Origin of the sequence: Kibdelosporangium philippinense, from assembly GCF_021390435.2 — a bacterium.
Classification (GTDB): domain Bacteria; phylum Actinomycetota; class Actinomycetes; order Mycobacteriales; family Pseudonocardiaceae; genus Kibdelosporangium; species Kibdelosporangium philippinense.
In genome coordinates, this window is record NZ_JAJVCN010000001.1 from 344,812 (window position 1) to 370,261 (window position 25,450).

The following is a 25,450-nucleotide window of genomic DNA, read 5'->3' on the forward strand; positions in this document are numbered from 1 at the left end:
GTGACTACCCTGTCCGACGACGAACAGTTCATGGTTCGGACCGTGAAGGAGTTCGTCGACAAAGACGTCAAACCGGTCGTCCGCGAGCTCGAACACGCCAATACCTACCCCGAGGCGCTGATCGAGCGGATGAAGGAACTCGGCATCTTCGGTCTCGCGGTTCCCGAGGAATACGGCGGCACCCCGGTCTCGATGCCCTGCTACGTGCTGATCACCGAGGAACTGGCTCGCGGCTGGATGAGCCTGGCCGGTGCGATGGGCGGGCATACGGTCGTCTGCAAGCTCCTGCTCAAATTCGGGACACCAGAGCAGAAACAGCACTATCTGCCCCGCATGGCCACCGGCTCGGTCCGTGCCACGATGGCACTGACCGAGCCAGGTGGTGGCTCGGATCTGCAGGCCATGCGCACTGTGGCTCGTAAAACCGAAGACGGGTATGTGGTCAACGGGTCGAAGACGTGGATCACGAACTCACGCCGTTCCCAACTCATTGCCTTGCTGTGCAAGACAGATCCTGATGCTCAGCCGGTCCATCACGGCATCTCGATCCTGCTGGCCGAACACGGTCCAGGCCTCACGGTGTCCCGGGACCTGCCCAAGCTCGGCTACAAGGGCGTGGAAAGCTGCGAACTGTCCTTTGAGGACTACCAGGCGCCGTGGGACGCGATTCTCGGTGGCGTCGAGGGCGATGGGTTCGCGCAGATGATGACGGGACTGGAGACCGGCAGGCTGCAGGTCGCGGCGAGGGCCCTTGGTGTCGGCCGGGCGGCGCTGGAGGATTCCCTTGCGTACGCGCAAAGCCGGGAGTCGTTCGGCAAACCGATCTGGCAGCACCAGTCCATCGGCAACTACCTGGCCGACATGGCCACCTCGCTGTCCGCGGCCCGGCAATTGACCTTGCACGCGGCCCGAGAGGCCGACGCGGGGCGCAGGGTGGACATGGAAGCCGGGATGGCGAAGCTATTCGCTTCGGAGACCGCGATGCAGATCGCGTTGACCGCGGTCCGGATTCACGGCGGCTACGGGTACTCGACAGAGTTCGACGTTGAGCGGTATTTCCGGGACGCGCCACTGATGATCGTCGGCGAGGGCACCAACGAGATCCAGCGGAACGTGATCGTGCGTCAGCTCATCGCGCGCGGAGGGCTCGATTCCTGACCTGGTCGGGGCTCGTGAGTGGTTATGCGGGTTAGAACACGGCTAACCACTCACGAGGAGGTTTTCGCCAGCTCTTCCCTTAATCGCCGGACTTCTTCACGCAAGGTCACCAGCTCCACGTGCAGCTCGTCGGTTTCCTGGTGCACTGTCGCCTCGGCCTGCTGAATTCGCTCAAGCAGCCAGGACGCGATCATTCCGGTGATCACACCGAGCAACGCGATGCCGCCGACCATCAGCGTCGCCGCGACGAGCCTGCCTTCCCACGTCGTCGGATAGACATCGCCATAACCAACCGTGGAGATCGTGGTCAGCGTCCACCACAGGGCTTTCGGGAACGAGTCGATTCCGGCATCCGGATTCGCCCGCTCGGCATCCAGGACCGCGATCGCCGACGCGAAACTCACCAGCACGGTCACAATGCCGACATAAATCGCCACCCGGCCACGGAATGCCGTCGACGCCTTACGGTTGAGCACCCGCAACAGCGTGACCACGCGCAACGCGCGCAATTGCCGGACCATCGGCAGCGCCACCGCGAGCAAATCGAACAGGTGCCGCCAGATGAAACGCAGTTTCCGCTCGGCAAGGATCAACCGGGTCACATAGTCGACAGCGAATACCGACCAGATCACCCACAGCGTGATCTCCAGACCGAGATGCACGCCAGCGGGTGCACTGACATGCAGTACCTGCCAGGCATATGCCACAAGGAACGCCATGGCGAGCACACTCAGTGGCCATTCCGTTCGGCGTTCCCAATTGGACAGTCGCTGCTCGTTCACCGCGACACTCTAACCGCGATCAGGCGTCAAACGACCTGGCCAAGAGGGCACAATCAAAGCACGTCCGGCTCAGCGTCCTGGTCGGCAGCGCACAATCAAACCGAGACCGAGCACGATCGCGGCCGGGCCGGTGACCAACGCGTAGACGTAGTCGACCTTGCCGTCCAGCGCGGTGAAGAAGATCGCGACCGTGTAGATGAAGCACAGCACGGCCGACAGCGTGAGTGCCTCTTTCAGCCGTGACCTGGTCTGCATGGTTTGAGAGTAACCCAGCGAACCGCAAACTCATGTTAACTCTTGTTCCCAGAGTTAACATCGGATCATGAGCCGGATCAACGACGTCGGCGGTGTGCAGGGGTTCGGCAAGATCGAACTCGAGCAGGAGGAGCCGCCTTTTCACGCGGACTGGGAGGCGCACGTCTTCGCCCTCAACGGCGCGATGCTCCGGCACGGGATCTATCAGCTCGACGAGTTCCGTGACGCGATCGAACGGCTGTCACCCAGTCAATACCTGGCCGCGTCGTACTACGAGCGGTGGTTTCTGGCGATTCGCACACTCCTGATCGAAAAGGGCGTTTTCTCCGCGGAGGAGCTGGATGACGTTCACCACGGGTGATCAGGTTCGGGCCAAAGCCGTCGACCCGCCGCACCACACCAGGCTGCCGTCCTACATCCGCGGCGCGGTCGGCACGGTCGTCGGAACACAGGGCGCGCATCCGGTTCCTGACGACGTCGCACAGGGAATTTCCGCCCAAGAAGAGCCGGTTTACGCGGTCCGGTTCACCGCGACCGAACTGTTCGGCACAGGCGATCACACGGTGACCGTGAGCCTGTGGGAGAGGTACATGGAGCAGCTGTGAGTGGTGATCATTCCGACGCGCCGATCGCGGCCCGTGTCCGCCAGATGGAACGCCTGCTCGAAGAGCGCGGCTTGGTGATTCCGGGTGCGCTCGACGAAACATTGGCGGCCTTTCTCAACCGTTCGTCACCGGCGAATGGTGCCCGGATCGTGGCAAGGGCATGGGTGGATCCCGAATTCCGGGACCGGCTGCTCGCGGACGCCCCTGCGGCCATCAACGAGCTCGACTTGTCGATGAGCGGCGGATTGCACGTGCAGGACCTGCACGCGGTGGCGAATTCGGACCGTGAGCACAACGTTGTCGTGTGCACGCTGTGCTCTTGTTACCCGCTTGCCCTGCTGGGCCCTTCACCCACTTGGTACAAAAGCGAGAGCTACCGGTCGAGGGTGGTCCGAACCCCACGGGAAGTGTTGCGGGAATTCGGCTTGGACCTGCGCCCCGAAGTCGAAGTCACAGTATGGGACGCCAACGCGGAAACCCGGTACATCGTCATTCCCGTCCGTCCGGCTGGCACCGAGAACCTCACCGAGGAACAGTTGGCCGACCTGGTGACCCGCAACGGACTCATTGGCACGGCACCGGTTTAAAGCTCATCCTCATGCTGCAGCGCCCATTGCGCGAGCCGTAGCCGTGAAGGGATGTCCAGCTTGCGGTAGCTGTTGCGCAGATGGGTCTCGACCGTGCGGGCGCTGAGAAACAGTCGTGTTGCAATGTCTGCATTGGACAGTCCAGTGCCGACAAGGCGGACGATCTCGGCTTCCCGTGCGGTGAGCACGCTTTCGCTCCGCTCGACCCGATGCGTGCGGGCCAACTTGCGTGCCCGCTCGAACCACGGCTGGACGTGTTGGAGCCGTTCCAGGCACTGGAGGATGGTGTCGCGGTCGGGATCGAGCTCTGCCGCTTCCAACAAGGTCTGTGCGGCAAGCAAGGGCGCACCCATTTCCTCGAATTGGCGTGCGGCGGCACGGAGAAGTTCCGCGTCACCCTGCATCAAGCCGTCGTGCCGGTCGGACAGCGCCACGAGCATCGGCGCGTTCGCCTTGGTGGAGTACAGGACCTGCTGAACCCCGGCGGCTGACGCGGCGTCCTTGGCGGCGATCGAGGCTTGGCTCGCGCTGAGCAACCGAAGACAACAGATGGTCGGGTCGCTGAACGGGAAAGCTTCCGCAACGAACTTGGGCGCCTGCGATGGATGGCCGGAGTAGCACGCGATCGCGGCTTCAGCGGTGGCCCAGCCCATGTCCAGCGCGTTGTCACTGACGGCTGGACGGCTCCTGGCGAGCCGCATGCTCTGGTTGGCCTCGTCCAGCCTGCCGAGCTCGGCGAGCAGACAGGCCCGGAACACGTAGAAACGCGCGGTCAGCCGGTACAACCCGGTCTGTGTGCTGCCGTCGATGTCCTCTTCGACCGCGGCCAGGGTGCTGGCGAGATCGCCGCCGAAGTACTGCACGGTCCGCTGCAGCATCCGGATCGAGTAGACCGCGGATGGCAGCATGAAGGCCGCGCTCGCCACCCTCGCGATGTCCGCCTGCCGGGTGGCTGCTGGGAGATCGCCGAGCAACAGTGACACGCCCGGGTGGATCCGGCGTGGCACGAAGGACAACGACGGGAACTTGCTCATGCTGTCCGCGCCTACCTCTTCGGCAGTACGCAAATGCCAGTCCGCGGCCACGAAGTCGCGGTCGAGCATGGCGGGGAAAGACTTGGCGATGTGGAACATCGCTTGCGACGCGGGGTCCGGCCGGCCCTCGAACGCGGTCACCAGCTGCTGATAGGCAACGCGGGCGCTGTCGATCGGCAGGTGCCGGGCGACCATCGCGATCCGCATGCTGGCGTACTCGATGTCATCCTCGCCGCGTAGCCGTGAGATCGCGTCGACGTGGCTGTGCGCGGCGGCGCCGTTCCCGCGTTCGGACTCCAGCATCGCCAGCTGCACGAGCAGCTGGATCTGCCTGGCCTCCTCGACGTTGTTCCGCGCGATCTGCAGACGTTCGTGCCAGACCTCGGCGGCCTCGGCCAGCCGCCCGGTTCCCTGATACGCCAGACCAAGGCAATCCAGCAGCTCCGGCACGATTTCCGGCCGTGCGTCCCTGGCCAGAGCCAGTGCCCGGTCGAGGTACTCGACGGCCTCCTGCGTCGCGACCACGTCCAACGCGCGTTTGCCCGCGGCGGTGAAGATGTCGATGGCTCGTTGGGTGTCGACGAGTTCGCCCGCGCCTCGGTAGTGCGGCGCCGCCGCGAGGATGGTCTCGGATGTGCCGGTGTCGATCGCCGCCGCGAGCTTGGCGTGGAGTTTCCGGCGTTCGCTTTCGGTGAGTTCAGCGTAGGCGACTTCGGCGTAGAGCGGGTGGGTGACGCGGTAGGTGAGTTGGCGTCCGGTCACGTGCTCTTCGATATGGCCTTGCCGCAACAGGTTACGCAGCGCCGGATCGCCTGGCGGCAACGCGAGAACCTCTGCTGTGGCTGCCGTTCCGGCGACCGCGATGAGGTCGAGGATGGCGCGCTCGGGTTCGTCCAGCGCGTGCAGGCGGCTGAGCACGACGTCCCGGACGATCGCGGGCAGCGGTCCTTGGCCTTGTAGCGAAGCCAGTGCCGTGACGAACAAGGGGACGCCCCTCGTACGCGAGGACATCTCCTGCAGCAGGTCCTGTTTCGGCGGCTCACCGAGCAGATCCGCCAGCAGGCTGGCCAGATCCGTGTCGTTGAGTGGCTGCAATGCCAGTTCTGTGCCGTTTCGGCGGACCAGCGTGGCCAAATCGGTCAATCTTCGGCCCGCGGTCGGCGTCCGGCATGTCCCGATCACCACCAGCTGGCTGGTGGCGGTGCCGCGGCCGAGGTAGTGGATGAGTTCGATGGTGCCGTCGTCGGCCCAGTGCAGGTCGTCGATGATCAGCAGCAGGGGAGCACTCATTTTCAGGAGCCGCAGCACTGCTTCGAACATGTGAGTCCGGTTGAGTGCCGGATCGCCGCCGGGCGCGGGCTGCGGTAGCCGTGGGTCGGTGATCAACCTGCCGAGGTCGGGCAGCATTTCGGGGCTAGCAAGCGTGTCCAGGTGCGACCGGAGCGCGGAGACGATCGGGGCGTACGCGAGACCGGCTTGCAGCGGATCTGCTTGGCCGGTCAGGACTGTGAAACCACGATCCCGCGCGACGCCGGCCGCGTACTCGGCGAGCCGGGTTTTGCCGATGCCCGGTTCGCCGGACAGCAGCACGAGCGTCCCCTGTCCGCGCTCGGCTGTCGCCAGCATTTCGGCGATCGCGGCCTGTTCCCGGTCGCGCCCGATCACAGCTCGTCCTCGTGCTGGAGGACCCATTGCGCCAGGCGCACTCGCGACGTGATGTCGAGCTTGCGATAGCTGTTGCGCAGATGAGTTTCCACGGTCCGTGTGCTGAGAAACAGCCGAGTGGCAATGTCCGCATTGGACAGTCCATGGCCGACGAAGCGAACGATCTCGGCTTCCCTTTTCGACAACACTCCATCGGTTTTACCAGCTGGCTGGGTGATGCCGTTGGCACGAGCAAGGCGGCGTGCGCGGTCGATCCACGGCGTCACGCCCGATCGTTGGAACTGGTCAAGGCTTGCCTTGATCGCCTCGCGGTCCGGCACGATCTCCGCAGCTTCCAGCGAAGTCTGGGCGGCGAGCAGCGGCGCGCCCATCTCCTCGAACCGGCGTGCCGCCTGGACAAGGATTTCGTTGTCGGACGTCAGCAAACCGGTGAATCGGTCAGCAAGGACATCGAGCAGCGGGGCCGTCCGGCCGCTCGTCCGCAGCGAGTCCGTGATCGTCTGCGCGGTGGTGACATCCTTCGCGGCGATGGCTGTCTGGCCCGCGACCAGGTTGCGCAACGTGCTGATCAACGGTTCCCGGATCGCGTAGCCCTCGGTGCTCATGTCCGGAGCGTGCTCGGGATGGCCGGATACCAAGGCAATCGCGGCTTTTGCCGTCTGCAGCCCGTGCTCCAGCGCGTTCTCGTGCGTCTTACGCCATTGCGCGGCCTGCTTGACGCACTGCGTGGCCTCGTCGGTCCGGCCCATCTCGGCCAGCAGGTGCGCTTTGTGCGCGAGCATCCTGGCGTGCAGCCGGTTCAGGCCGAGCTCGGCAACGTTCGCGAGGTCGTCGTCCAACGCGGCCAAAGCGCCAGGAAGGTCGCCGGTGAAATACAGCAAGGTGGTGCGGGCCAGCCGTAGCGAGTAGGTCGCAGACGGGAGCACGAAAGCCGCGCTGGTCCTGGTGCCGAACGTGGCCAGTTCCACGGCCTTCGGGATCTGGCCGATCAGCACACAGATCCCGATGTGCACGCGCAACGGGTTGAACGGAACGATCATGCCGACGTCGTCGGCCGACTGCCTGCCGTGCCGTTCGGCGATCAGCAGATCGCGGTGTGCCGCGCTGAAATCACCCTGGTACGCCGCCCGGAAACCGGTTACGCAGTACCTCAGGGCTTGTGCTTGCGGCCTCGGATCGTCCTTGACCGTTGCCTCGGTTTCGTCGAGCAGGCGGCCGATGTCCGCGGGATTCCAGTGCCTTGCCGCGATCGTCACGCGCAACGCGGCCGACTGGACATCGTCGGTCAACCCCATTCGTGCGGTCACGTGCTTGTCCGCGCTTTGCGGGTTGCCGCGCTCGGACTCCAGGACGGCCAATTGCACGCGAAGCGCTGCCTGACGGTCCATGTCACCGTCGGCCTCGGCGATCGCCAGCCGTTTCAGCCAGATGTCCGTGGCCGCGTCGAGATCACCGATGCCCTGGTACGCAAGACCGAGGTTGTCCAGCAGTCCCGGCACCTTGTCGGTTGCGCTGGCCAGGTGCAGGGCGCGGGAGAAGTACTCGACTGCTTCGGGCGCGGCGACCACGTCCAGTGCGCGTTTGCCCGCGGCGGTGAAGATGTCGATGGCTTGTTCGGTGTCGACGAGTTCGCCCGCGCCTCGATAGTGCGGTGCGGCTGCGAGGACGTCGTCGGATCCGATTGCCGCGGCCAGTTTGGCGTGGAGTTTCCGGCGTTCGCTTTCGGTGAGTTCGGCGTAGGCGACTTCGGCGTAGAGCGGGTGGGTGACGCGGTAGGTGAGCTGACGGCCCGTTATGTGCTCTTCGATATGGCCCTGTCTCAGCAAATTGTGCAGAGCAGGGTCGGTCGGGCTGATACCGAGGACTTCTGCCGTTGCCGCGGTCGCGGCGACCGCGATGAGGTCGAGGATGGCGCGCTCGGGTTCGTCGAGTGCGTGCAGGCGGCTGAGCACGACGTCTCGCACGATCGCCGGAAGCGGGCCGCCGTCCGGGAGCACGGGCGCGAGGGCACGGACGAACAACGGCACGCCTTTGGTGCGTGCGGACATTTCCTGGAGCAGATGCTCGTGCGGCCGACTGCCCAGCAGGTCATGCAGGAGGTCCGCGAGGTCGGAGTCGTTGAGCGGCTGGAGAACCAGCTCTGTCCCGTTGCGACGGACGAGCGTCGCCAAGTCTGTCAGGCGTTGCCCGGATTGCGGCGTCCGGCAGGTGCCGAGCACGACGAACTGGCCGTTGCTGGTCCCGCGACCCAGGTAATGGACGAGTTCGATGGTGCCGTCGTCGGCCCAGTGCAGGTCGTCGATGATCAGCAGCAGAGGAGCACTCAGGTGCAGGAGCCTGAGTACCGCTTCGAACATGTGGGTTCGGTTGAGCGCGGGATCACCGCCAGGCGCGGGTTGGGGAAGTCGCGGGTCGGTGATCAGGCGACCGAGATCGGGCAGGCCGCGCAGCATTTCGGTGCTTTCAAGCGAGTCCAGGTGGTTGCGCAGTGCCGAGACGATCGGGGCGTACGCGAGACCGGTCTGCAACGGGTCAGCCTGGCCGGTGAGCACAGCGAAGCCAAGATCACGGGCCGTGTCGGCCGCGTGGTCGGCCAGCCGGGTCTTGCCGATGCCCGCTTCGCCGGAAATCAGCACGAGCTGGCCGTTGCCCTGCTCGGCCTCGGCCAAAATCCCCGCCAATGTGGCTGTTTCCCGGTCCCGGCCGGTCAGCCGTGGCTTCATCCCCTGCGCACCCCCTCACCCGGATGGTAGAGAACTCCCGCGGCCGATCGGCGGCGGGCCAGCAGGTAGTGCACTATCCACAGTGGTGGGTGGAACTGACTAGGAGTGACTATGCGTTACCTGGCGTTGGCCGCGATCGTCCCGGCGGTGGTGCTGCTCGGTGGCAGCGGCTCGGCGGCTGAGATCCCGTCCATGCGGGTGACCACGGCATCCTCGAAGATCTACGCCTACAAACCCAACGCGGGCGGCGTCACCTACAACCCGAAGCTCGCCCCGGCGGGCGCGACCTTGTCCGTGCTGAGCGTCTCCACGCCGCAGGGGTCGACGGTGCTGCTGTCGGTGCAGAGCTTGCTGCCCAAGCGTCAGTACGGCGCGCACGTGCACGTCAAGCCATGTGGCCCGGCGCCCGCGGACTCCGGACCGCACTTCCAGAACAAGAAGGACCCGGTACAGCCGTCGGTCGACCCGGCGTACGCCAATCCCCGCAACGAGGTCTGGCTGGACTTCACCACTGACCGGTTCGGCAACGCTGTCGCGGTCGCGCGCGTGAAGTGGGGCTTCGGCGATCGGGACGCGTCGTCGATCGTGATCCACGAGACCCACACGCACACCGACCCTGGCCACGCGGGCACGGCAGGAGCCCGGCTTGCCTGCCTCAGTGTTGATTTCTAGTGGGCTAAAGTTCTAGCCAGCCTGACGAGTTCCCGGCGGAAGTTGGGACATTCGGTGATGTCCTCGTGGGCGCAGTTCAACGCGGTTTCGACCATTGTGAGTGACGCCTGCAGCTCGGCGATTCGTTCGATCAGCGCTTGCTGATGGTGTCGCATGATCTCCTTGCGCATGGCCGGGTCGGCGACCACGAACATCTCCCGGATCTCCGCGAGACTGAAGCCCGCCTCTTTCGCCTTGCGGATCAGCGCGACCCGGTCAAGATCGCCCTGCCGGTAGCGGCGCCGGTCGCCGTCCCGCTCCGGCTGGAGCAGGCCCTCCGACTCCCAGTGCCGCAGGACATGGGCGGCTAGGCCGAACCGCTCGGCGACCTGCCCGACTCCGAACGTCTCGCTTGACTTCATGTCGACATCAAGTCCCAGCATGGCTGGCATGTCCACTTCCCTCATCGACATCCTTGACGTCTTCGACCAGTTGCCCGAAGCCACCGCACTGCGCGCCCGTACCTATGAACTGCTTGCCTTGCCACCGGGTGCCGCTGTCGTTGACGTCGGGTGCGGAACCGGTCGTGCCGTGGCGGAACTGGCATCGCAGGGTGCGGAGCCCGTCGGTGTCGACCTTGATCCAGAGATGATCGCGGCGGCGAAGACCCGATGGCCGCACGATTTCCGTGTTGGTGACGCGTACGCGCTCCCGGTCGAGAACGTCATGGGATACCGGGCGGACAAGGTGTTGCACGCCGTGCAAGATCCCGCACGGGCACTGGCCGAGGCGCGTCGTGTGCTCGCTCCAGGCGGCCGGATCGTCCTGGTCGGACAGGACTGGGAACACTTCCTGATCGACTCGTCCGACCCGGACCGGACACGGCGGATTCTGCTGGACCGGGCGGCGGCACTGCCCAATCCGTACGTTGCCCGCAGCTATCGGAATCTTCTACTGGACAACGGCTTTGTCAATGCCGCGGTGGAGGTGCATACGATTGCACTCACCGATCCCCGTTTGCTCCCAACAGTCTCCACGTTCACCGACGATCCAGCGTGGCTCGCCGACCAGACCGCACGGGCCCGTGCGGGCAGATTCTTTGTTGCGGTATCTATGTTTCTCGCCAGCGCCACGCGCGGTGGACTGGACACATCGGACAGCATGGCCGGGTGAGTGCGAAGGGGAACCCATCGGTGGTGCGCACGGGCAGGTTTCTTGTTCTCGCGTTGGCTGGCTCGTTTACTGCTCGTGAGTGGTTATCCGTGTTCTAACCCTGATAACCACTCACGAGGGTTTTCCCACCGATGCGAGGAGAGCCTGCATGTCTCCTTCTCTCCAAGACATGGCCGCCGTGCGTAGACGCGTTGCTGAGATCTCGGTCTCGGTGACCGCGCCGCGCAAGGTCGTGACGATCACCGTCGGGCAGCACGGTCAGATCACCGACTTGCAGTTCCCCACGAGCGCCTACCTCGGCCTCTCACCAGCCGACCTCGCCACGACGGTCATGCGGACGTTGCGGCAGGCCCAGGCACAGGCCCGCGAGCGGGTCGCGACCCTGATGGCACCGGTCGTTCCGCCGCACTTCGACCTGTCCGGCCCGCAGCCCGTTGAGGCAGAGGAACCTGATGAAAGTGGCATCTTTCGGAAACTGATCCGCTGACAGTTGGTGTACGCGCTCTCACACCTTGTAGCCTGTCGCTGTGTCGCGGTTACGTGTGCAGTTATTGGGCCAGGTAAGCGCCATCGACGACGAGGTCGAGCTCAAGCTTGGACCGCCACGGCAACGCGCGGTACTCGCGGTCTTGGCTGTTCGCGCTGGTCAGGTGGTGTCACGGGCGGAGCTGATCGAAGCGGTCTGGGGACAGACCGCGCCGCACAGTGCCGCGAGCGCGGTCTACCTGTACGTCTCGAACTTGCGCAAACTCTTGGGCAAGGACGTGCTCGCGTCGGCCGACAACGGTTACACACTGCGACTGCCGCAGGAAGCCGTCGACGTCAAGGTGTACGACGAGCTGGTCGCGCAGGCGAGCAAGCAGTCCGCGGCCGCCGCTACTGTCGCAACGCTCAGTGAAGCTCTCGGGCTGTGGCACGGCGAGGCGCTTGCCGGGATCCCCGGCCCTTTTGCCACAGCCGAACGCACGCGGCTCGAGGAGTCACGGCTTCGTGCGATCGAAGCGGCCGCGCGGGCGCAGCTAGAGCTTGGTCGGTACGCGGAGCTCGCGGCTGAACTCGCCACTTTGGTCCAGGAGCACCCGTTGCGTGAGCCGCTGCGGGAGTTGCTGATGATGGCGCTTGCTCGCAGTGGACGGCACGCCGAGGCCTTGGACGTTTTTCAGGAAACCCGCGAAACGCTGTTGCGGGAGCTTGGGGCCGAGCCTGGCCAAGCTTTGCGTGCCGTGCATGCGCAGATCCTGGCGGGCGAGGACCGTGCCGTGGTGCCGCTGGACGTCATGCCCGCGCACGTCGCGGCCATCGCGCGCAGCGATACGCGGCTGTTCGTCGGTCGTGCCGCGGAAGTGGCGAAGGTCCGTGACCGGGTCACGGATGTGCTCGCCGGCCGTGGTGGCATGCTCTGGATCGAGGGCGACCCGGGGATCGGCAAGTCGGAGCTGCTGATCGAGGCGCTTGGGGGCGTCCGGGACCAGGGCTGCCAGCTCGGCTGGGCGGTCGCGGACGAACCGGACATCCGGTTCCCGCTCCGGCTGATCATGGAATGCCTTGGCATCACGCCGAAATCCCCGGACGCGGATCGTGCCGAGCTGGCCAGGCAGCTGCAGGTGCACACCGGCCGTGACGACGACGACCCGATCTCCGACGCGGTCGACCGAATGCTTGCACTGGTCGACCGGATGTGTGCGCATGGGCCTGTTGTCCTGGTGATTGACGACTTGCAATGGGCCGATGAAGCGAGCGTGCACGTCTGGCGCCGGTTGTCCGCGGCCGTCAAGCAATTGCCTTTGCTGCTCGTGACGTGCTCGCGGACCGGTCATGGTCGTCCCGAGCTTGATCAGTTGCGCTCGCGTGCCTTGCTGGTTTCGGTGGAACCCTTGCTGCCCAGTGATGTTGAGTCATTGACCGGCACTCTGGTCGGCGGCAGACCTGGCAAGCTGCTGCGCCGGGTCACTGATCGGGCTGGCGGAAACCCTTTGTACCTGCGGGAAATGGTCCGCGGATTGGTGCGTGACTCGGCGGTCGACTTGATCGACGGTGTGGCGCACATCGATCAGGCTCAGGTCGAGACCGCGCCTCGCTCGCTTGCCGATGCCGTCGAACGCACCTGTGGCGCGTTGCCACAAAGGACGCATGAGGTTCTGCGGTGGATGGCTGTGCTGGGTCCTGAGGCCACAATGGACAACGTGGTCGCGTTGACCGGGCGCTCGGCGATGGATCTGCGCGTGGCGCTGACCGAAGCGGTCGACGCCAATGTGGTCTTCGGCGAAGGACCTCGACTGGTGTTCAGACATCCGTTGATGCGCGAGGCGATCCTCAGTGGAATCTCCCCGGCCGTTCGGATCGTGCTACATCGTGCCGCCGCGAAAGCCTTGGCGGGCACGGACGCGCCCGCGATCCGGGTGGCCGAACAGCTGGTGGCCGCTGTGTCCAGTGTGGAACCGTGGGTGTCTGGCTGGCTTGTCGATCACGTCACGGAAGTCGCCAACCATGGCCCGTTGATCGCCGCCGACCTGCTGGCTGGCGTGCTCAAGACACTCGATCCGGCCGATCGAGCGCGGGAAATCCTGCTCGCCGCCCAGGTCAAGGTGCTTTTCCGGCTGACAAGGGTCACCGCGGATCAGGTCGAACAAGCACTTGCTGCGTCCACCGACCCGATCCGTACCGAGGAACTGCGCCAGCTGCTCGCCGCGATCATCTACCGCAGCGGTCGCCGTGACGAGTCGATACTGACCCTCACCGCGTCCGAAATGGACGAATCGGTCCCTGACGAATGGCGCCAGCGACGCAAGTTCTTGCTTGCCCACTTGGTCCGTGACGTCAGGGACGTCGACGTCGCCGAAACCATGGCGAAATCGGCATACGAGGAAGCCGTGGCGGACGGCGAAGTCGGTCTGATGGCGCACGCGTTGCAGACACAGTGGATAGTCGACTCTGTCCGCCGGGACCACGAGGCAGCGCTCGACCACATCGACGAGGCCATCGATGTCGTGCGTGGCCAAGCGGAGCTCGCAGGTATGCACTTCAACCTGCTGGACAACCGGCTTTTCACATTGCAGAATCTCGACCGGATGGCTGACGCGGACGAAAACCTGCGTGCCGCCAACGAACTCGTGGTCGAGCACCGGCTGCCGGTCGGCCCTCAAGTTGCCGCGGCTGTGCACTACTACTGGACCGGTCGTTGGGACGAAGCGCTCTACGAGCTGGACGCGATCACTGAAGACGGTCCAGCCATCACGTACGCGGGCTTGATGGACGCCGGTCCCGCGGGATTGTTGCTGCACGGCGTTTCAGCGTTGATCGCGGGCCGCCGGGATGACCGTGCCGCGCTCGCCGCGAACCTCGACGCGGCCGAGCGATACCTGGTGATCACCGACTCGGAACGGGAAAGCCAGGACTTCCTGCTGGCAGCCCGTGCGCTGGCCGCGACCCAACGCGGCGACATCCCTGGCGCGTTGGCTGAGTTCGCGCCCGTGCTCAACCCCGCGTACGCCGAGATGATGCTGCGTCACCAATGGCTGCCGGAGATCATCCGCCTGTCCCAGGCGCTCGACTCGGCCCTGGTGGAGGACGCCATGGCGGTGGCCGAGATGGAGGCAAGCCGCGAACTCGTGCCTGCCCGTGCGTACGCGGCTTTGCACCGCTGCCAGGCCTTGGCGACCGGCGACCCGGAGCCTGCGCGCGTGGCCGTCGACCACTACCGCAAGGTCGGGCGTCCCGTTGAACTAGCGGTTGCTTTGGAAGATATGGCCGTGCTGCTCGCCGTGCGCGGTGCGCGTCCACAAGCGACAACCGCGTACGGCGAAGCACTCAGGATCTACGTGGAACTCGGCGCCAACTGGGACCGCGCCCGCGCGAAAGCCCGGATGAGCGAGTTCGGCATCCGTGAGCCCATGCACGCCGTGCCCGGTGTCGGCGGCAGCGACTGGGACACCCTGTCCGCAGCGGAGCAACAGATCGCGGCGATGGTCTCGAATGGACTGTCCAATCCGGAGATCGCGACCCGGATGTCGTTGCCCCGGCGGATCGTGCAGGCCCACGTCGTGCAGATCATGGCAAAACTCGGCGTGGGCTCGCGGTCGGAGATCCGGCAGGCGTCCTAGATCACGCCAGCGCGCAAGGCGTACGCCACGGCGTGCGCCCGGTTACGCAGGTGCAAACGTGCGGTCATGTTGTAGATGACGTTCTTGACGGTCCGTTCCGAGTACCGCAACTCCTGCGCGATCTCCTCGGTGTCCCACCCGTCAGCGATCAACCGGAGCACGTCAACCTCGCGCGGCTGCAGACCGGACGCGTTCAGACCGTTAGGCGCGAGCACCTCACGCTGCAGCACCTCGACCCGCCGTAAAAGCTTGCCAAGCACGTCACGGGGCATGACCCCGTTGCCCTCGGCGGCGGCGACAACGCTGTCGACAAGCTGCGTACCGGTCGCCGTCTTCTTCGGCAAGATCGCTACGACATGGCACTCGACCACGGTCAACAGCGGAGCCTCGCCAAGGTCGCCGGTCATCAACACGGTCGGCTTGCCGATGTCCGTCGCGGTCTGCCGCAGCCTGGCCATCGCGTCACTGGTCAGATGGTCAGTCGAGAAGACCACCACATCGGGACGGTCCTCGGCGCCGTCGACAACAGTCAGTTCGCGACGAGATCCGAGAAAGCTGGTCAGCCCCACGTGGGTCATCGGGTCCGTTGACTGGACAGCCACGCGCACCTGTTCCATGGACTCCTCCACACGCTGGATCGGTGGGGAGAGTCTGCGCGAGCGGTCTTAACGAAGTCTTGTCGGCGAGAGACCTCGACTCAATGTTTGCCGAACGCTCGCTTGACCACCAGGGGAAAGCCTGGTTAGGAGCACTTTGTCGGGCAAAACTTGCCCGGAAGCACCCAGTACGATCCCCGGGTGTCACAATCCCTGCGCGTCCGGTTGCTGGGTGTGGTCACCGCCAGGCGCGGTGAGACGGAAATAGACCTCGGGCCAGGAAGGCAACGGGCGGTCTTCGCGGTCCTGGCCATGCGTGCGAATCAGATGGTGTCCCGAGAAGCCCTGATGGACGGGGTCTGGGGAGACGACGTGCCCGCGGGAGCGGCGAACAGTCTCTACAGCTACATCTCCCGGTTGCGGTTGGCCCTTGGGCGTTCCAACCAGGTCCTGGTCTCGGAGCGTTCGGGTTATTCGTTGCGGCTCGGGCCCGGAGAGCTGGACGTTCATACATTCGACGACCTGCGGGAGACGGCTCAGGCGGCTTGGAACCGCCGGGATGTCGCAGGGACCCGGGAAGCGTTGGATGCGGCGTTGGCTTTGTGGGACGGGGAGGCGTTGGGTGGGATCGACTCACCCTTTGCTGTGGTTCAGAGGCAGAGGTTGGGGGAGTTGCGGCTGGCGGCTTTGGAGCTGCGTGCGGAAACCTTGATCGCGGCTTCGGACCCGTCGGCCGTGTCCGAGCTGCAGCGGTTGGTCAGGGCGTATCCGCTCCGGGAGTCGTTGACTGGACTGTTGATGTCGGCTTTGGTGCGATTTGGGCGTTCCTCAGAAGCTGTAGCTGTGTTTACGGACATTCAGCAGCGCCTCGTGGACACCTTGGGGATCGAGCCGGGGGCGGCTCTTCGGCGCTTGTATTCCGAGATCGCCGGTGAACGTCGAGCTTCTTCTGCTCCCGCGCGGCCTGCCGTGTTCGTGGGGCGTTCGCGGGAGCTGTCGGTTTTGCGGGGGCGATTGGCGGCTTTGGACCGTGGGGTTGGCGGGACGGTGTGGGTTGAGGGCGGGCCGGGGGTGGGGAAATCCGCGCTGCTGGCAGAGGCTTTTGCGGATGCCGGGGTTCCCGTGGTGTGGGGGTCGCCTTCGGAGGCGGCTGGGGTTAGCGGGCCCGCGGTGGTTGTGGTTGACGACTTGCAGGATTTGGACGAAGCCGGGTTGCTGGCTTGGCACCGGTTGAGCAAGCAGGCCCAGAGCGAGGCGCTGCTTGTGGTTGGGGCTTGTCGGCCGCTTCCCCGGAGGACCGAGGTTGATCGGCTTCGCGCTGGCGTCGGTCCAGGTGGGGGCGACGTTCTTCGGCTCTCTGGCTTGTCCGCTTCGGACGTTGTCGCCTTGGTCGGGTGTGCCGGGAGTTCGTCGGTTGCGCAGGTGACGGCCGGGAATCCTGGGTTTGTGCTCGAGGTTGTCAGTGCCATCCAGGATTCCGGTGCGGCGGGGGATGGAGTTGAGGCCACTGACGCCATTCAGCGTTCTTCGGCTGTGCAGGATGTTGTTCGGCGGTGGTTGGGGTTTCTGTCTGATGAGGCTCAGGTGTTGCTTCGGCAGGGGGCTTTGGTTGGGGAGAGCTTTGACCTTGGTGCGGTCGCGTCGGCTATGGGTGTTCCCGTAACTTCTCTTGTCGGTCCTGTTGAGGAAGCCGTTGACTTCGGGTTCCTTGTGGAGGCTGGGCATCTTTTTCGGTTCCCACATCCGGTGGTCTTCTCGGCTCTTCGCGGATAGGTTTTGCTTCGCCGTCTTTTCTTCCAGCGTGGTTGCTGTGGCTTTGTTCCTGTTCCAGCGTGGTCGCCTGTGGCCCGCCGTGAGGGGCAATGCCATTGACTTGAGAGAGTTTTCGCACTTCAGAGGTGGCCTGCGGGCGTGGGGTGCGAGGTTGATCTTGAGAGGTGCGGAACGCGAGTGGCCGGGCCCGCGAGCACGGCGTACCCGCGCCACCGATGGACGGGACTGTCCACAGTGGCCTTCATGTAGGCCCGGCATGGTCCGTGAGGGGAACCTTTGGCGCGTTGGACGCCGCGAAGGTGACCTTCACGGCACCAACCTGGTTAACAGGAGTGACGTGCGGGGTAAGTGAGACTGATGTGACGATTAATCGTCCATTGTGGACACCAACGCCACCGGCAATCGACCCTGCGCCGGTTGCGACCAGCCAGAATGCTTAAGTCGGTGGCATTGCCGCGAGGGGTTCCCATGTCGAATCGAGCCGCGGTGACCACCGAAACGCTGGAACAGGAACAAAGCCAAGCAACCAGGCTGGAAGCCGAAGCCGAACCGGGTGCCAACCAGGCTGGAAGCCCCAGAACCATCGAGAGCTGAAGCGATAATTCGCTGGCGCGACCTGCTTTCATGAACGTGTGAACGTCACAGCGCTCTGGGTGCGGACCGCGTGGACCAAGAAGTCCCGAGGAGCTGAAGCCGCTACACGCCGAAACGCGGCCCCGGTGACCTTCCCCATGCCAAGCGCAGGCATCCATGAAGTACGGATGGCCGAATGGAACGACTACAAGCCACAGTGGCACGCCGTCGAGTTGTCCAAGGATGAGCTCACGCTCACCGAGGAGGATTCCGGTCGCCTGCGCATCCACCTGATCGACGACAAGTGGGGTATGCCCCATCGCCGCCGCCGCCACCCAGCCGTCCGGATCGCGCCTGGCGAATGGATCCGTTGGCAGATCAACTACCGGTTCCTGCATTTTTCCATAAACAACTGGTGGTATCGCCTGGACACGCTCAACCTCGCATACGGCAACCACGATACGAACGTCTTCCTCGGCACCCCAACTCGGTTTATCGACGAGCGGGCCAGCCTCTTCTAAGGTTTCCGATCCTCGATTAGGTAGCTGCGATCTAATCCTCACCGAGGAGTGATTGCATGTACAGCGCGCGTTTCTCGTCCAGTCGCTGGTGGCGTTCTCGGGCCAGGCTGATGGCGTTGCTGATGTACAGCTTCGCTGCCTCTCGGCGGTCAAGGGCGAGGTGGGCGTACGCCAGCTCTGTCAATGCTTTGGCCTCAAGCAGCAACTGGCCGCCTGCGCGCAACTTGGTCAACGCCTGTTCGCTGTACGTCAGTGCCAACTCGGCGTCGCCGAGCCCTCGATGTGCCGCAGCTAGTCCGATGAGGACAGACATTTCGCCGTAGCGGAAGCCGATTTGCCTGCACAGCCTCAATGCTTCAGTATATCCGGTGATCGCGCGGTGGAACTCGTTGTTTCTGCTGTGGACGGTCGCGATTATTTCTCGTGCGCCTGCTTCACTTCGGCGCTCGCTCAGCTTTGTGCTTAAGGCTATGGCTTTGTGGGCGTGGCTCAGTGCTGTTTCGTAGTTTTCCAGGTCGCATTGGATTTCGGCTAGGCAGACCAGCGTGATTAGTTCGCCGAAGCGTTCGCCGATTTCGTGGCAGTAGTTCAGCACTTCTTGCTGCAGTGCCACCGCTTTGTCTAGTTCGCCTAGGTTCCAGTATGCGATCCCGAGTCCGTTGGTTGCGCGGAAAGCCGCCGTACGGTTTCCGCTCGAATGGCTCAGCGCCAACGATTGCTCGTGCCAACCCAACGCCTTGGCAGGTTGGCCCGCGGATGTCTGCGCGATGCCGATGTAGTTCAGGGCGAGGATCTCAGTGGCCAGGTTTCCGGTCTTACGCGCGGCTTCCAACGCCTGGCGATGATAGTCCTCCGCCAGCTTCGGTTGTCCTTGCTGCATATGGATCCGGCCGAGATTGTGCAGTGCCTGCGCGGCGGCGTCGAGGTCGTTGATTTGCGCGGCGACCGCGAGCGCTCGGTTGTGATAGTCGATCGCTTCCTGATAGTCCGCGAGGTTGTACGACATCAGGCCGAGGACGTCCAGGATCGAGATTTGCGCGGCCGGTTCGCCCGCGTCCTCCGCGGCACGCAAGGCGGCTTCGAAGCCTGTGAGCGCTTCCCGGTCATACCCGCGCGCCTGCAGATACCCTCGCAACACATCGACAAGGCGCCATGCGTAAGGCCGAAGTACGGGATGAGTCGCGGCCCATGTCACGACAGCGACCAAGTTGTGGCGTTCTTCGTCCAACCATCGCAAAGCGGAAGCGTCGGTGAGCGATACCGCGGCGACGCGCGATACGGGCAGCGGCAGCCGGGGCGTTGCCGGATACAACAGGCGTGCGGCGGCATTCGCGGTGTGCAGGTAATAGTCCGCGAGCCGCGTCAACGCGGTGATCGAATCCGTTGGTGTGTCTTGGGAAATGGCGTATTCACGGATCAGGTCGTGGAAGTGGTACCGGCCACCGAATTCCCGGTACATCAAGGCCGCCGCGGTCAGACGGTCGAGCGCACGGTTTGTTTCGCCGAGCGAATCCCCGGCCAGCGCGGCCGCCGCGCCCACGCTGACGTCCGGGCCCGGTGCGGATCCGAGCAACCGGAACAGTTTCTGGTCGCTTTCCCTTAGTCGCAAATAGGAATTGTCGAACGCCACTCGGACGGCCGATGTCTCGTCGCCGTCGATCGCGAGTTCGGCAAGGCGCCCTGATTGCTTCATTTCCGCGACGTAGTCCGCGATCAGGCGGTGTGGGTTGGCCGCGAGGTTCGCACCCGCGATCCGCAACGCCAGCGGCAGGTGTGCGCACGCGTTTGTCAACTCCGCCAACGCATCCGGCTCTGCCTCGGCACGTTCCTCGCCGATCAGCTCGGTCAGTACCGCTTGCGATTCCGGCGCGGTCAGCACGTTCAGCCGCAGATGGTCGGCGCCTGGATTCACCGCGAGGCCACGCAAGTCGCTGCGGCTCGTGATCAACACGCGACAGCCAGCCTCAGCGGGCAACAACGGCCGCACCTGTTCGGCGTCGACAGCGTTGTCAAGCACGACCAGCATCTGCTTACCCGTCAACACACTGCGGAACAGCGCCGCCTGGCCTTCCAGATCGGCCGGGATCTCCTCGCGCGCCACACCGAGCGTTCGCAGGAACCGGTTCAACACCGTCGCCGGAACCAATGGCGGGTCGGAGGCGTAGCCCTGCAGGTTCACGTACAACTGGCCATCCGGGAAATGGTCCCGCAGCCTGTGCGCGACGTGCAGCGTGAACGCCGTCTTGCCGACACCGGGCGGGCCGGACACCACAGTGATCGGGCCGCGCATTGCGCTGAGCGTCTGGACGAGTTCCTCGCGACCCACGAAGTCACGCAGCGCCGCTGGCAGTTGGTTGATCGGCGCGGCCATCATCGGCAGCACTTCACCGCTGAGGTCCGGGCGTTCGGCCAGGAGCGTGCTGTGCACTTGCTGCATCTGTGGACCCGGGTCGATGCCCAGTTCGTCACGAAACTTCCGGTGCACCGTTCGGTACGTGTCCAGCGCGTCCGCGAGCCGGTCCGAACGGTGCAGGGCCTGGATCAGCTGGACCCAGAACTGCTCCTGCCAAGGGTGGTCCTTGGTCAGCTGGACGAGCTCGCTGATCACCTCACGGTGTCTGCCGAGGTCAAGGTGTACCTGGATCCGCCGTTCCTCGGTGCGCAGCTTGTCCTCGGCCAGCTCGGCTACGGCCTCACGCTGCAACGACTCGGATGGCACGTCGCTCAGCGCCGGGCCGCGCCAGCACGCCAGCGCGTCGTTCAGCTTGTTCAGCTCTTCGAGCAGGTCACCGGTTCGGGCGGCTTCCCTGGCGTCGATCGTCAATCGCCGGAACCGCAGGAGATCGACTTGGTCGGCGTCGGCGTTGAGCAAGTAGCCGTCCGGGCGGGTTTCGATCACCGAGTCGTCGCCGATGGCCCGGCGCAGGCGCATCACGTACAGCTGGACGCTCTTGCGCGCGGTCGATGGCGGGCGTTCGCCCCACATCCGCTCGCCGAGCTGGTCCATCGAGACCGTGGCGTTGGCTTGTAGTAGCAGTGTCGCCAGCAGGACGCGCAGTTTGGGGCCGTTGATCGCGACGCGTTTGCCGTCGCGGACGACCTCAAGTGGACCCAGTACCCCATACCGAAGGTCGGTCATCTTCCCCAATATCGTCCTTGACCCGGAAAACCATTCACCACACAGCGTGTTCCTGCATTCGGATGCTAACGGGCGATCACGATGCCGTGCTGTTGCCAGGCTGAAACCGTGATCAGTTCAGCACCGCTCATTCTCAGGTGGTTACGGCAGCCAGCCAGTCCGCTGGAGTCGTCGCTGCCAGTTCGGCCAACTCGCGCGCTTCGGTCCCGTCGATCAGGTGCCGTGCACGCGCCCACTGTTCTTGTGCGGCGGCCGGGTCACCGGTGACGGTCGCGGCTGCGAGGTCTCGCAGGGTCCGCGCCTGCCAGAGCGGCAGATCCAACGCGGCCCACTGGTCCAGCGCCGAGGTCAGCGTGTTCTTCGCGGCAGCCAGATTGCCGGACGCCAGGTGCAGCTCGCCGAGAGTCCGGGTCATCAGCGCCATCCCGAACCGGTCGTGCCTGCTCGTGCACGTTTCCAAGCACGCGTCCAGCACTTCGGCGGTTTCGACGTGATTGCCCATACGCAGCGCGGCCTTCGCCCACGACTGACGCGCGTACGCGGCGCCGAGGTCGTCGCCGAGTCCTTCGAGGATGGTCGCCGCCTGCGTGGCCAACTCCGCGGCTGGCGCGTACTCACCGACGGCACGGTGGCAGAGGCTTAGGCCGCGCAACGACAACGCGGCGCCTCGTTGGTCACCTGCCTTCTGATACACCTCGATGCAGCGCTGGAACTGGGCGGTCGCCGCGGCGATGTCGCCCTTGTCACGGCTGATCGCGCCAAGACCGTAGTTCGCGACCGCGACCACGCCGAGGTGGTTGATCTCCTCGCCGAGGGCAGCCGCGACGGTCAGGTCTATGACGGCAGCGCCCGTGACGGCGAACTCGCGGTGGACTGTTCCCATGCCAACCAACGACGCCGCGAGCGTTGCGTCGTCGCCGATGATCGCGGCGAGCTTGGCGGCCTTACGGAAGTGCTCAAGCGCCGTGGCGAAGTCGTCTTTCTCCGCGTGCAACTGGCCGAGCCCGGCGAGGACGACCGCTTCGGCGTTCTGGTCGCCAACCGCGCTGGTCACTTCGAGCGCGACCTCTTGAGTGCGTTGCCACGCGTCGAACTCGTTGCGTGCCGAGAACGGTGTTGTCAGCACCGACGCCAGGGAGACGATCGTGTTGTAGTTGATCCGCAGCTCGTAGGCACGTTCGACCATGCGCACGACCGCCGCGGACTCCGACTTCAGCCATTCTTCGGGATCGGTGCGGACGTCCTCGATCAACTCGGGGGCGACCGTGATGTCGGGCAATGTCGGCGGGCGCAGAGCCACGGTCACGCGCGGCATGTCGCGGCTGCTCTCGTTGATCAGCAGCATCCACGTGTTCATCGTGCGGGTGACCGCGGCGGGCATGCCGACGCCGGACTCGTGCTGCTCCGCACCGAACAGTTGCACCAGGTCGTGCAGGCGGTACCGGACCCGGCCGATCGCGTCGACGCCCGCGACTTCGAGCAGCCGCAGGTCGACGAGGTGCTCGACGATGTCCTCGGCCTCCTGCGCGGAGACGTCCAGCAGCGGCACAACCGGCCACCACCCGAAGTCCGGCAGGTCGAGGACGGAAAGAAGGTGGAACGCGCGCCGCTGTTTCTCGTCGAGCTCGGCGTAGTTCAGCCCGAGGCTCGACCGGATCGCCAGATCGCCGACCGTCAGCTCGTCCAGCCGCCTGTGCTCGTCGGACAGGCGTACGACCAGCGATTTCAGCGGCCAATGCGGCCTGGCCAGCAGCTTTGCGCCCGCCGCGCGGACCGCGAGCGGCAGCCCGCCGCAAAGTTCGACGATCTGCTCGGCCTCGGCGCGCTGGTTCTGGATCCGCTCGGGCCCGATGATGCGGCTGAGCAGCTCGATCGCCGCATCCATCGCCAGGAAGTTCAGCTCGATCGACTCGGCGTTGTCCAGCCCGGTCAGCCTCGACCGGCTCGTGACCACGACAAGGCTGCTGTGATCGCCGGGCAGCAGGGGCCGCACTTGGTGCTCGCCGCGGGCGTTGTCCAGCACGATGATCATCCGGCGGCCGGCGATGCGGGACCGGTACTGCTCGATCCGCTCGTCCGTGCTGACCGGGACAGCGGGGGCGGGGACACCCAATGCCTGCAGGAACCGGCCGAGGACCTCGTGCGCGTCGACCTCACGGCCCGTCGCACCACGCAGATCGGCGAAGAGCTGGCCGTCCGGGAAGACGTCGGTCAACTTGTGCGCGGCGTGCACCGCGAGCGCGGACTTGCCGACGCCACCGAAGCCGGAGACGACGACCGTTCGCTTGTATGGCTGGGTACCGACCCGCAGGATCGCGGCCACATCCGCGTCGCGACCGGTGAACTCACCGACATCAGGCGGCAGGTTGCGCGGCAGGAGGTTGTCGTCCGGCCGGGTGTCAGTCGGGGTCCCCACTGTGCGTTACCTCAGCCCGTGCTGACTGGTCGAGCGTGTGGACACGGCACTCACGATAGCCCTCCACCGTTCTCGTCGAGCGTGGCGGCTTCATCGAAGATGTGCACGTTGTCATTCCCCCAAGCACGGACCTAACGAAGGATTGTCCCATATCTGCCTGCCACGGCAAGTTCTCGGCAGCCAAGGCCCGGCCCGGTGTGTCCACCTTTCCCGCACATCGTGTCCACCGTTCCGGAACACCGTGTCCACCGTTGCTTGCGACCGTGTCCACCGTTGCTGAAGGTTTTCTTGCTTTCCAGCGGGGCTGGCCACAGTCAGCGGGAGGTGGGCGAACCCCGAGCATCTTCGGCGACGGGCGCGTTTCCCGCGCGTAAACATTGACATTGCGGCTGACGAACCTGCTCCTGTGAGAGCGCTCTCACCGTCCTGACGGGAAAAGCGCACGTCGGCGCCTGGAAGTACCTGCCCCGGTGTTCATGCACCGCCCCTGCAGAGGGCGTCGACGCTCCACGAGGGACCACCCTGAGGAGGAACAGCAGGTGCGCTCAAAACTCGCGGTCTTCGTGGCCGCGGCATCCGTTGCGGCGGGTCTGGTCGCCGTTCCCGCGGCACAGGCCGTGCCCGCGACCATCCCGCTCGTGATCAAGAACAGTTCGGGACGCAGCGGTCCGGTCTACATCTACAACCTCGGCACGCAGCTTTCGTCTGGCAGGCAAGGATGGGCCGATGCCAACGGCACTTTCCACGCATGGCCAGCCGGTGGCAATCCGCCGACGCCGGCGCCGGACGCGTCCATTGTGGGCCCGGCCAACGGCCAGTCACGGACCATCCAGATCCCGAAGTTCTCCGGCCGGATCTACTTCTCGTACGGCCAGAAGCTCGTGTTCAAGCTGACCACCGGCGGTCTTGTCCAGCCGGCTGTGCAGAACCCCAGTGATCCCAACGTGAACATCCTGTTCAACTGGTCGGAGTACACGCTCAACGACTCCGGTATCTGGATCAACAGCACGCAGGTGGACATGTTCTCGGCTCCGTACGCGGTCGGCGTGCGTACAGCCAGCGGGCAGGTCCGCGAGACGGGCCACCTGAAGCCCGGCGGTTACACGGCGGTGTTCAACGGACTGCGTTCCCAGGGTTGGGGAAACCTGATCCGCAACAACGGAATCCGTGCTTTGTCGCCGGGGCACGGTGTGCTTGCCGGTGCGTTGCCGGGCAACGTGATGAGCAACTACATCGACCGCGTCTGGTCGCACTATTCGTCACGGACGTTGACCGTCACGCCGTTCTCCAACCAGCCGAAGGTCAAGTACTTCGGCCGGGTGTCGGGCAACACGATGACGTTCACCAACGCGTCCGGCGGCGTGGCGACGTCGTTCCAGAAACCGGATTCTGACAGCGTTTTCGGTTGTTACAAGCTCCTTGACGCGCCGAACGACCTGGTTCGCGGGCCGATCTCGCGGACGTTGTGCGCCGGGTTCAACCGGTCGACGCTGATCACGAACCCGAACCAGCCGGACGCGAACAACGCCAATTTCTACCGTGACTCCGTGACCAACCACTACTCACGGTTGATCCACGCGCAAATGGTCGATGGCAAGGCTTACGGCTTCGCCTTCGACGATGTCGGCGCGCACGAATCCCTTGTGCACGACGGCAACCCGCAGCAGGCGACGATGACGCTTGATCCGCTGAGCTAATC

19 protein-coding genes are annotated in these 25,450 nt (G+C 64.9%); 11 read left to right on the forward strand and 8 right to left on the reverse strand.

Annotation, left to right across the window (positions count from 1 at the left end; all coding sequences use genetic code 11):
• Complete coding sequence (locus LWC34_RS01635) at positions 1 to 1,158, forward strand: acyl-CoA dehydrogenase family protein (protein WP_233722614.1); 1,158 nt, start codon at positions 1 to 3, stop codon at positions 1,156 to 1,158.
• Positions 1,159 to 1,208: 50 nt separating this feature from the next.
• On the opposite strand, the gene LWC34_RS01640 is transcribed toward LWC34_RS01635, so the two are convergent.
• Positions 1,209 to 1,940 (reverse strand): potassium channel family protein, encoded by a 732-nt coding sequence (locus tag LWC34_RS01640; RefSeq protein WP_233722615.1) that lies wholly within the window; start codon positions 1,938 to 1,940, stop codon positions 1,209 to 1,211.
• 69 nt (positions 1,941 to 2,009) lie between these two features.
• Complete coding sequence (locus LWC34_RS01645; protein WP_233722616.1) at positions 2,010 to 2,195, reverse strand: hypothetical protein; 186 nt, start codon at positions 2,193 to 2,195, stop codon at positions 2,010 to 2,012.
• Between the two features lie 67 nt (positions 2,196 to 2,262).
• Between LWC34_RS01645 and LWC34_RS58640 the strand changes: the two genes are divergently transcribed.
• The 3 genes from LWC34_RS58640 to nthA are packed head-to-tail and all read left to right on the forward strand — an operon-like array spanning position 2,263 to position 3,387.
• The gene (locus LWC34_RS58640) at positions 2,263 to 2,556 is read left to right on the forward strand and encodes a hypothetical protein (protein ID WP_372496415.1); all 294 of its coding nucleotides are present in this window, start codon (positions 2,263 to 2,265) and stop codon (positions 2,554 to 2,556) included.
• The gene (locus LWC34_RS58645) at positions 2,537 to 2,800 is read left to right on the forward strand and encodes an SH3-like domain-containing protein (RefSeq protein WP_372496416.1); all 264 of its coding nucleotides are present in this window, start codon (positions 2,537 to 2,539) and stop codon (positions 2,798 to 2,800) included. The genes LWC34_RS58640 and LWC34_RS58645 overlap by 20 nt, the downstream gene beginning before the upstream one ends.
• A complete protein-coding gene (gene nthA, locus LWC34_RS01655) occupies positions 2,797 to 3,387 on the forward strand; it encodes a nitrile hydratase subunit alpha (RefSeq protein WP_233722617.1) in 591 nt (196 codons plus the stop codon). The genes LWC34_RS58645 and nthA overlap by 4 nt, the downstream gene beginning before the upstream one ends.
• Here nthA and LWC34_RS01660 read toward each other — a convergent pair.
• On the reverse strand, positions 3,384 to 6,086 hold the full coding sequence (locus LWC34_RS01660) for an ATP-binding protein (RefSeq protein WP_233722618.1): 2,703 nt from the start codon (positions 6,084 to 6,086) through the stop codon (positions 3,384 to 3,386). The two genes, nthA and LWC34_RS01660, sit on opposite strands and share 4 nt — an antisense overlap.
• The gene (locus LWC34_RS01665) at positions 6,083 to 8,809 is read right to left on the reverse strand and encodes an ATP-binding protein (RefSeq protein ID WP_233722619.1); all 2,727 of its coding nucleotides are present in this window, start codon (positions 8,807 to 8,809) and stop codon (positions 6,083 to 6,085) included. Before LWC34_RS01665 ends, LWC34_RS01660 begins: the two co-directional genes overlap by 4 nt.
• 111 nt (positions 8,810 to 8,920) lie before the next feature.
• Here LWC34_RS01665 and LWC34_RS01670 point away from each other — a divergent pair, with 111 nt between their 5' ends.
• Positions 8,921 to 9,481: a superoxide dismutase family protein gene (locus tag LWC34_RS01670; protein ID WP_233722620.1), complete on the forward strand. Its 561-nt coding sequence runs from the start codon at positions 8,921 to 8,923 to the stop codon at positions 9,479 to 9,481.
• On the opposite strand, the gene LWC34_RS01675 is transcribed toward LWC34_RS01670, so the two are convergent.
• The gene (locus LWC34_RS01675; RefSeq protein WP_233722621.1) at positions 9,478 to 9,927 is read right to left on the reverse strand and encodes a helix-turn-helix domain-containing protein; all 450 of its coding nucleotides are present in this window, start codon (positions 9,925 to 9,927) and stop codon (positions 9,478 to 9,480) included. The genes LWC34_RS01670 and LWC34_RS01675 overlap by 4 nt on opposite strands.
• Between LWC34_RS01675 and LWC34_RS01680 the strand changes: the two genes are divergently transcribed.
• The 3 genes from LWC34_RS01680 (at position 9,911) to LWC34_RS01690 (ending at position 14,733) form a co-directional block, all read left to right on the forward strand.
• Complete coding sequence (locus tag LWC34_RS01680) at positions 9,911 to 10,633, forward strand: methyltransferase domain-containing protein (RefSeq protein WP_233722622.1); 723 nt, start codon at positions 9,911 to 9,913, stop codon at positions 10,631 to 10,633. The two genes, LWC34_RS01675 and LWC34_RS01680, sit on opposite strands and share 17 nt — an antisense overlap.
• 148 nt (positions 10,634 to 10,781) lie before the next feature.
• Positions 10,782 to 11,120 (forward strand): YbaB/EbfC family nucleoid-associated protein, encoded by a 339-nt coding sequence (locus tag LWC34_RS01685; protein ID WP_233722623.1) that lies wholly within the window; start codon positions 10,782 to 10,784, stop codon positions 11,118 to 11,120.
• A 40-nt stretch (positions 11,121 to 11,160) separates the two neighbouring features.
• Positions 11,161 to 14,733, forward strand: a complete 3,573-nt coding sequence (locus tag LWC34_RS01690) for a BTAD domain-containing putative transcriptional regulator (RefSeq protein WP_233722624.1) — start codon at positions 11,161 to 11,163, stop codon at positions 14,731 to 14,733.
• On the opposite strand, the gene LWC34_RS01695 is transcribed toward LWC34_RS01690, so the two are convergent.
• Positions 14,730 to 15,350: a helix-turn-helix transcriptional regulator gene (locus LWC34_RS01695; protein WP_233722625.1), complete on the reverse strand. Its 621-nt coding sequence runs from the start codon at positions 15,348 to 15,350 to the stop codon at positions 14,730 to 14,732. The genes LWC34_RS01690 and LWC34_RS01695 overlap by 4 nt on opposite strands.
• Positions 15,351 to 15,530: 180 nt before the next feature.
• Here LWC34_RS01695 and LWC34_RS01700 point away from each other — a divergent pair, with 180 nt between their 5' ends.
• On the forward strand, positions 15,531 to 17,102 hold the full coding sequence (locus LWC34_RS01700) for an ATP-binding protein (protein WP_233722626.1): 1,572 nt from the start codon (positions 15,531 to 15,533) through the stop codon (positions 17,100 to 17,102).
• Between the two features lie 632 nt (positions 17,103 to 17,734).
• Positions 17,735 to 18,196: a hypothetical protein gene (locus LWC34_RS01705; RefSeq protein WP_233722627.1), complete on the forward strand. Its 462-nt coding sequence runs from the start codon at positions 17,735 to 17,737 to the stop codon at positions 18,194 to 18,196.
• A gap of 31 nt (positions 18,197 to 18,227) precedes the next feature.
• On the opposite strand, the gene LWC34_RS01710 is transcribed toward LWC34_RS01705, so the two are convergent.
• Both LWC34_RS01710 and LWC34_RS01715 read right to left on the reverse strand, forming a co-directional pair.
• Positions 18,228 to 21,335 (reverse strand): AfsR/SARP family transcriptional regulator, encoded by a 3,108-nt coding sequence (locus LWC34_RS01710; protein ID WP_233722628.1) that lies wholly within the window; start codon positions 21,333 to 21,335, stop codon positions 18,228 to 18,230.
• A gap of 133 nt (positions 21,336 to 21,468) precedes the next feature.
• On the reverse strand, positions 21,469 to 23,751 hold the full coding sequence (locus LWC34_RS01715) for a tetratricopeptide repeat protein (RefSeq protein ID WP_233722629.1): 2,283 nt from the start codon (positions 23,749 to 23,751) through the stop codon (positions 21,469 to 21,471).
• 539 nt (positions 23,752 to 24,290) lie between these two features.
• On the opposite strand from LWC34_RS01715, the gene LWC34_RS01720 reads away from it, so the two are divergent.
• Positions 24,291 to 25,448 (forward strand): glycoside hydrolase family 64 protein, encoded by a 1,158-nt coding sequence (locus tag LWC34_RS01720; RefSeq protein WP_233722630.1) that lies wholly within the window; start codon positions 24,291 to 24,293, stop codon positions 25,446 to 25,448.
• Positions 25,449 to 25,450: the final 2 nt, after the last annotated feature.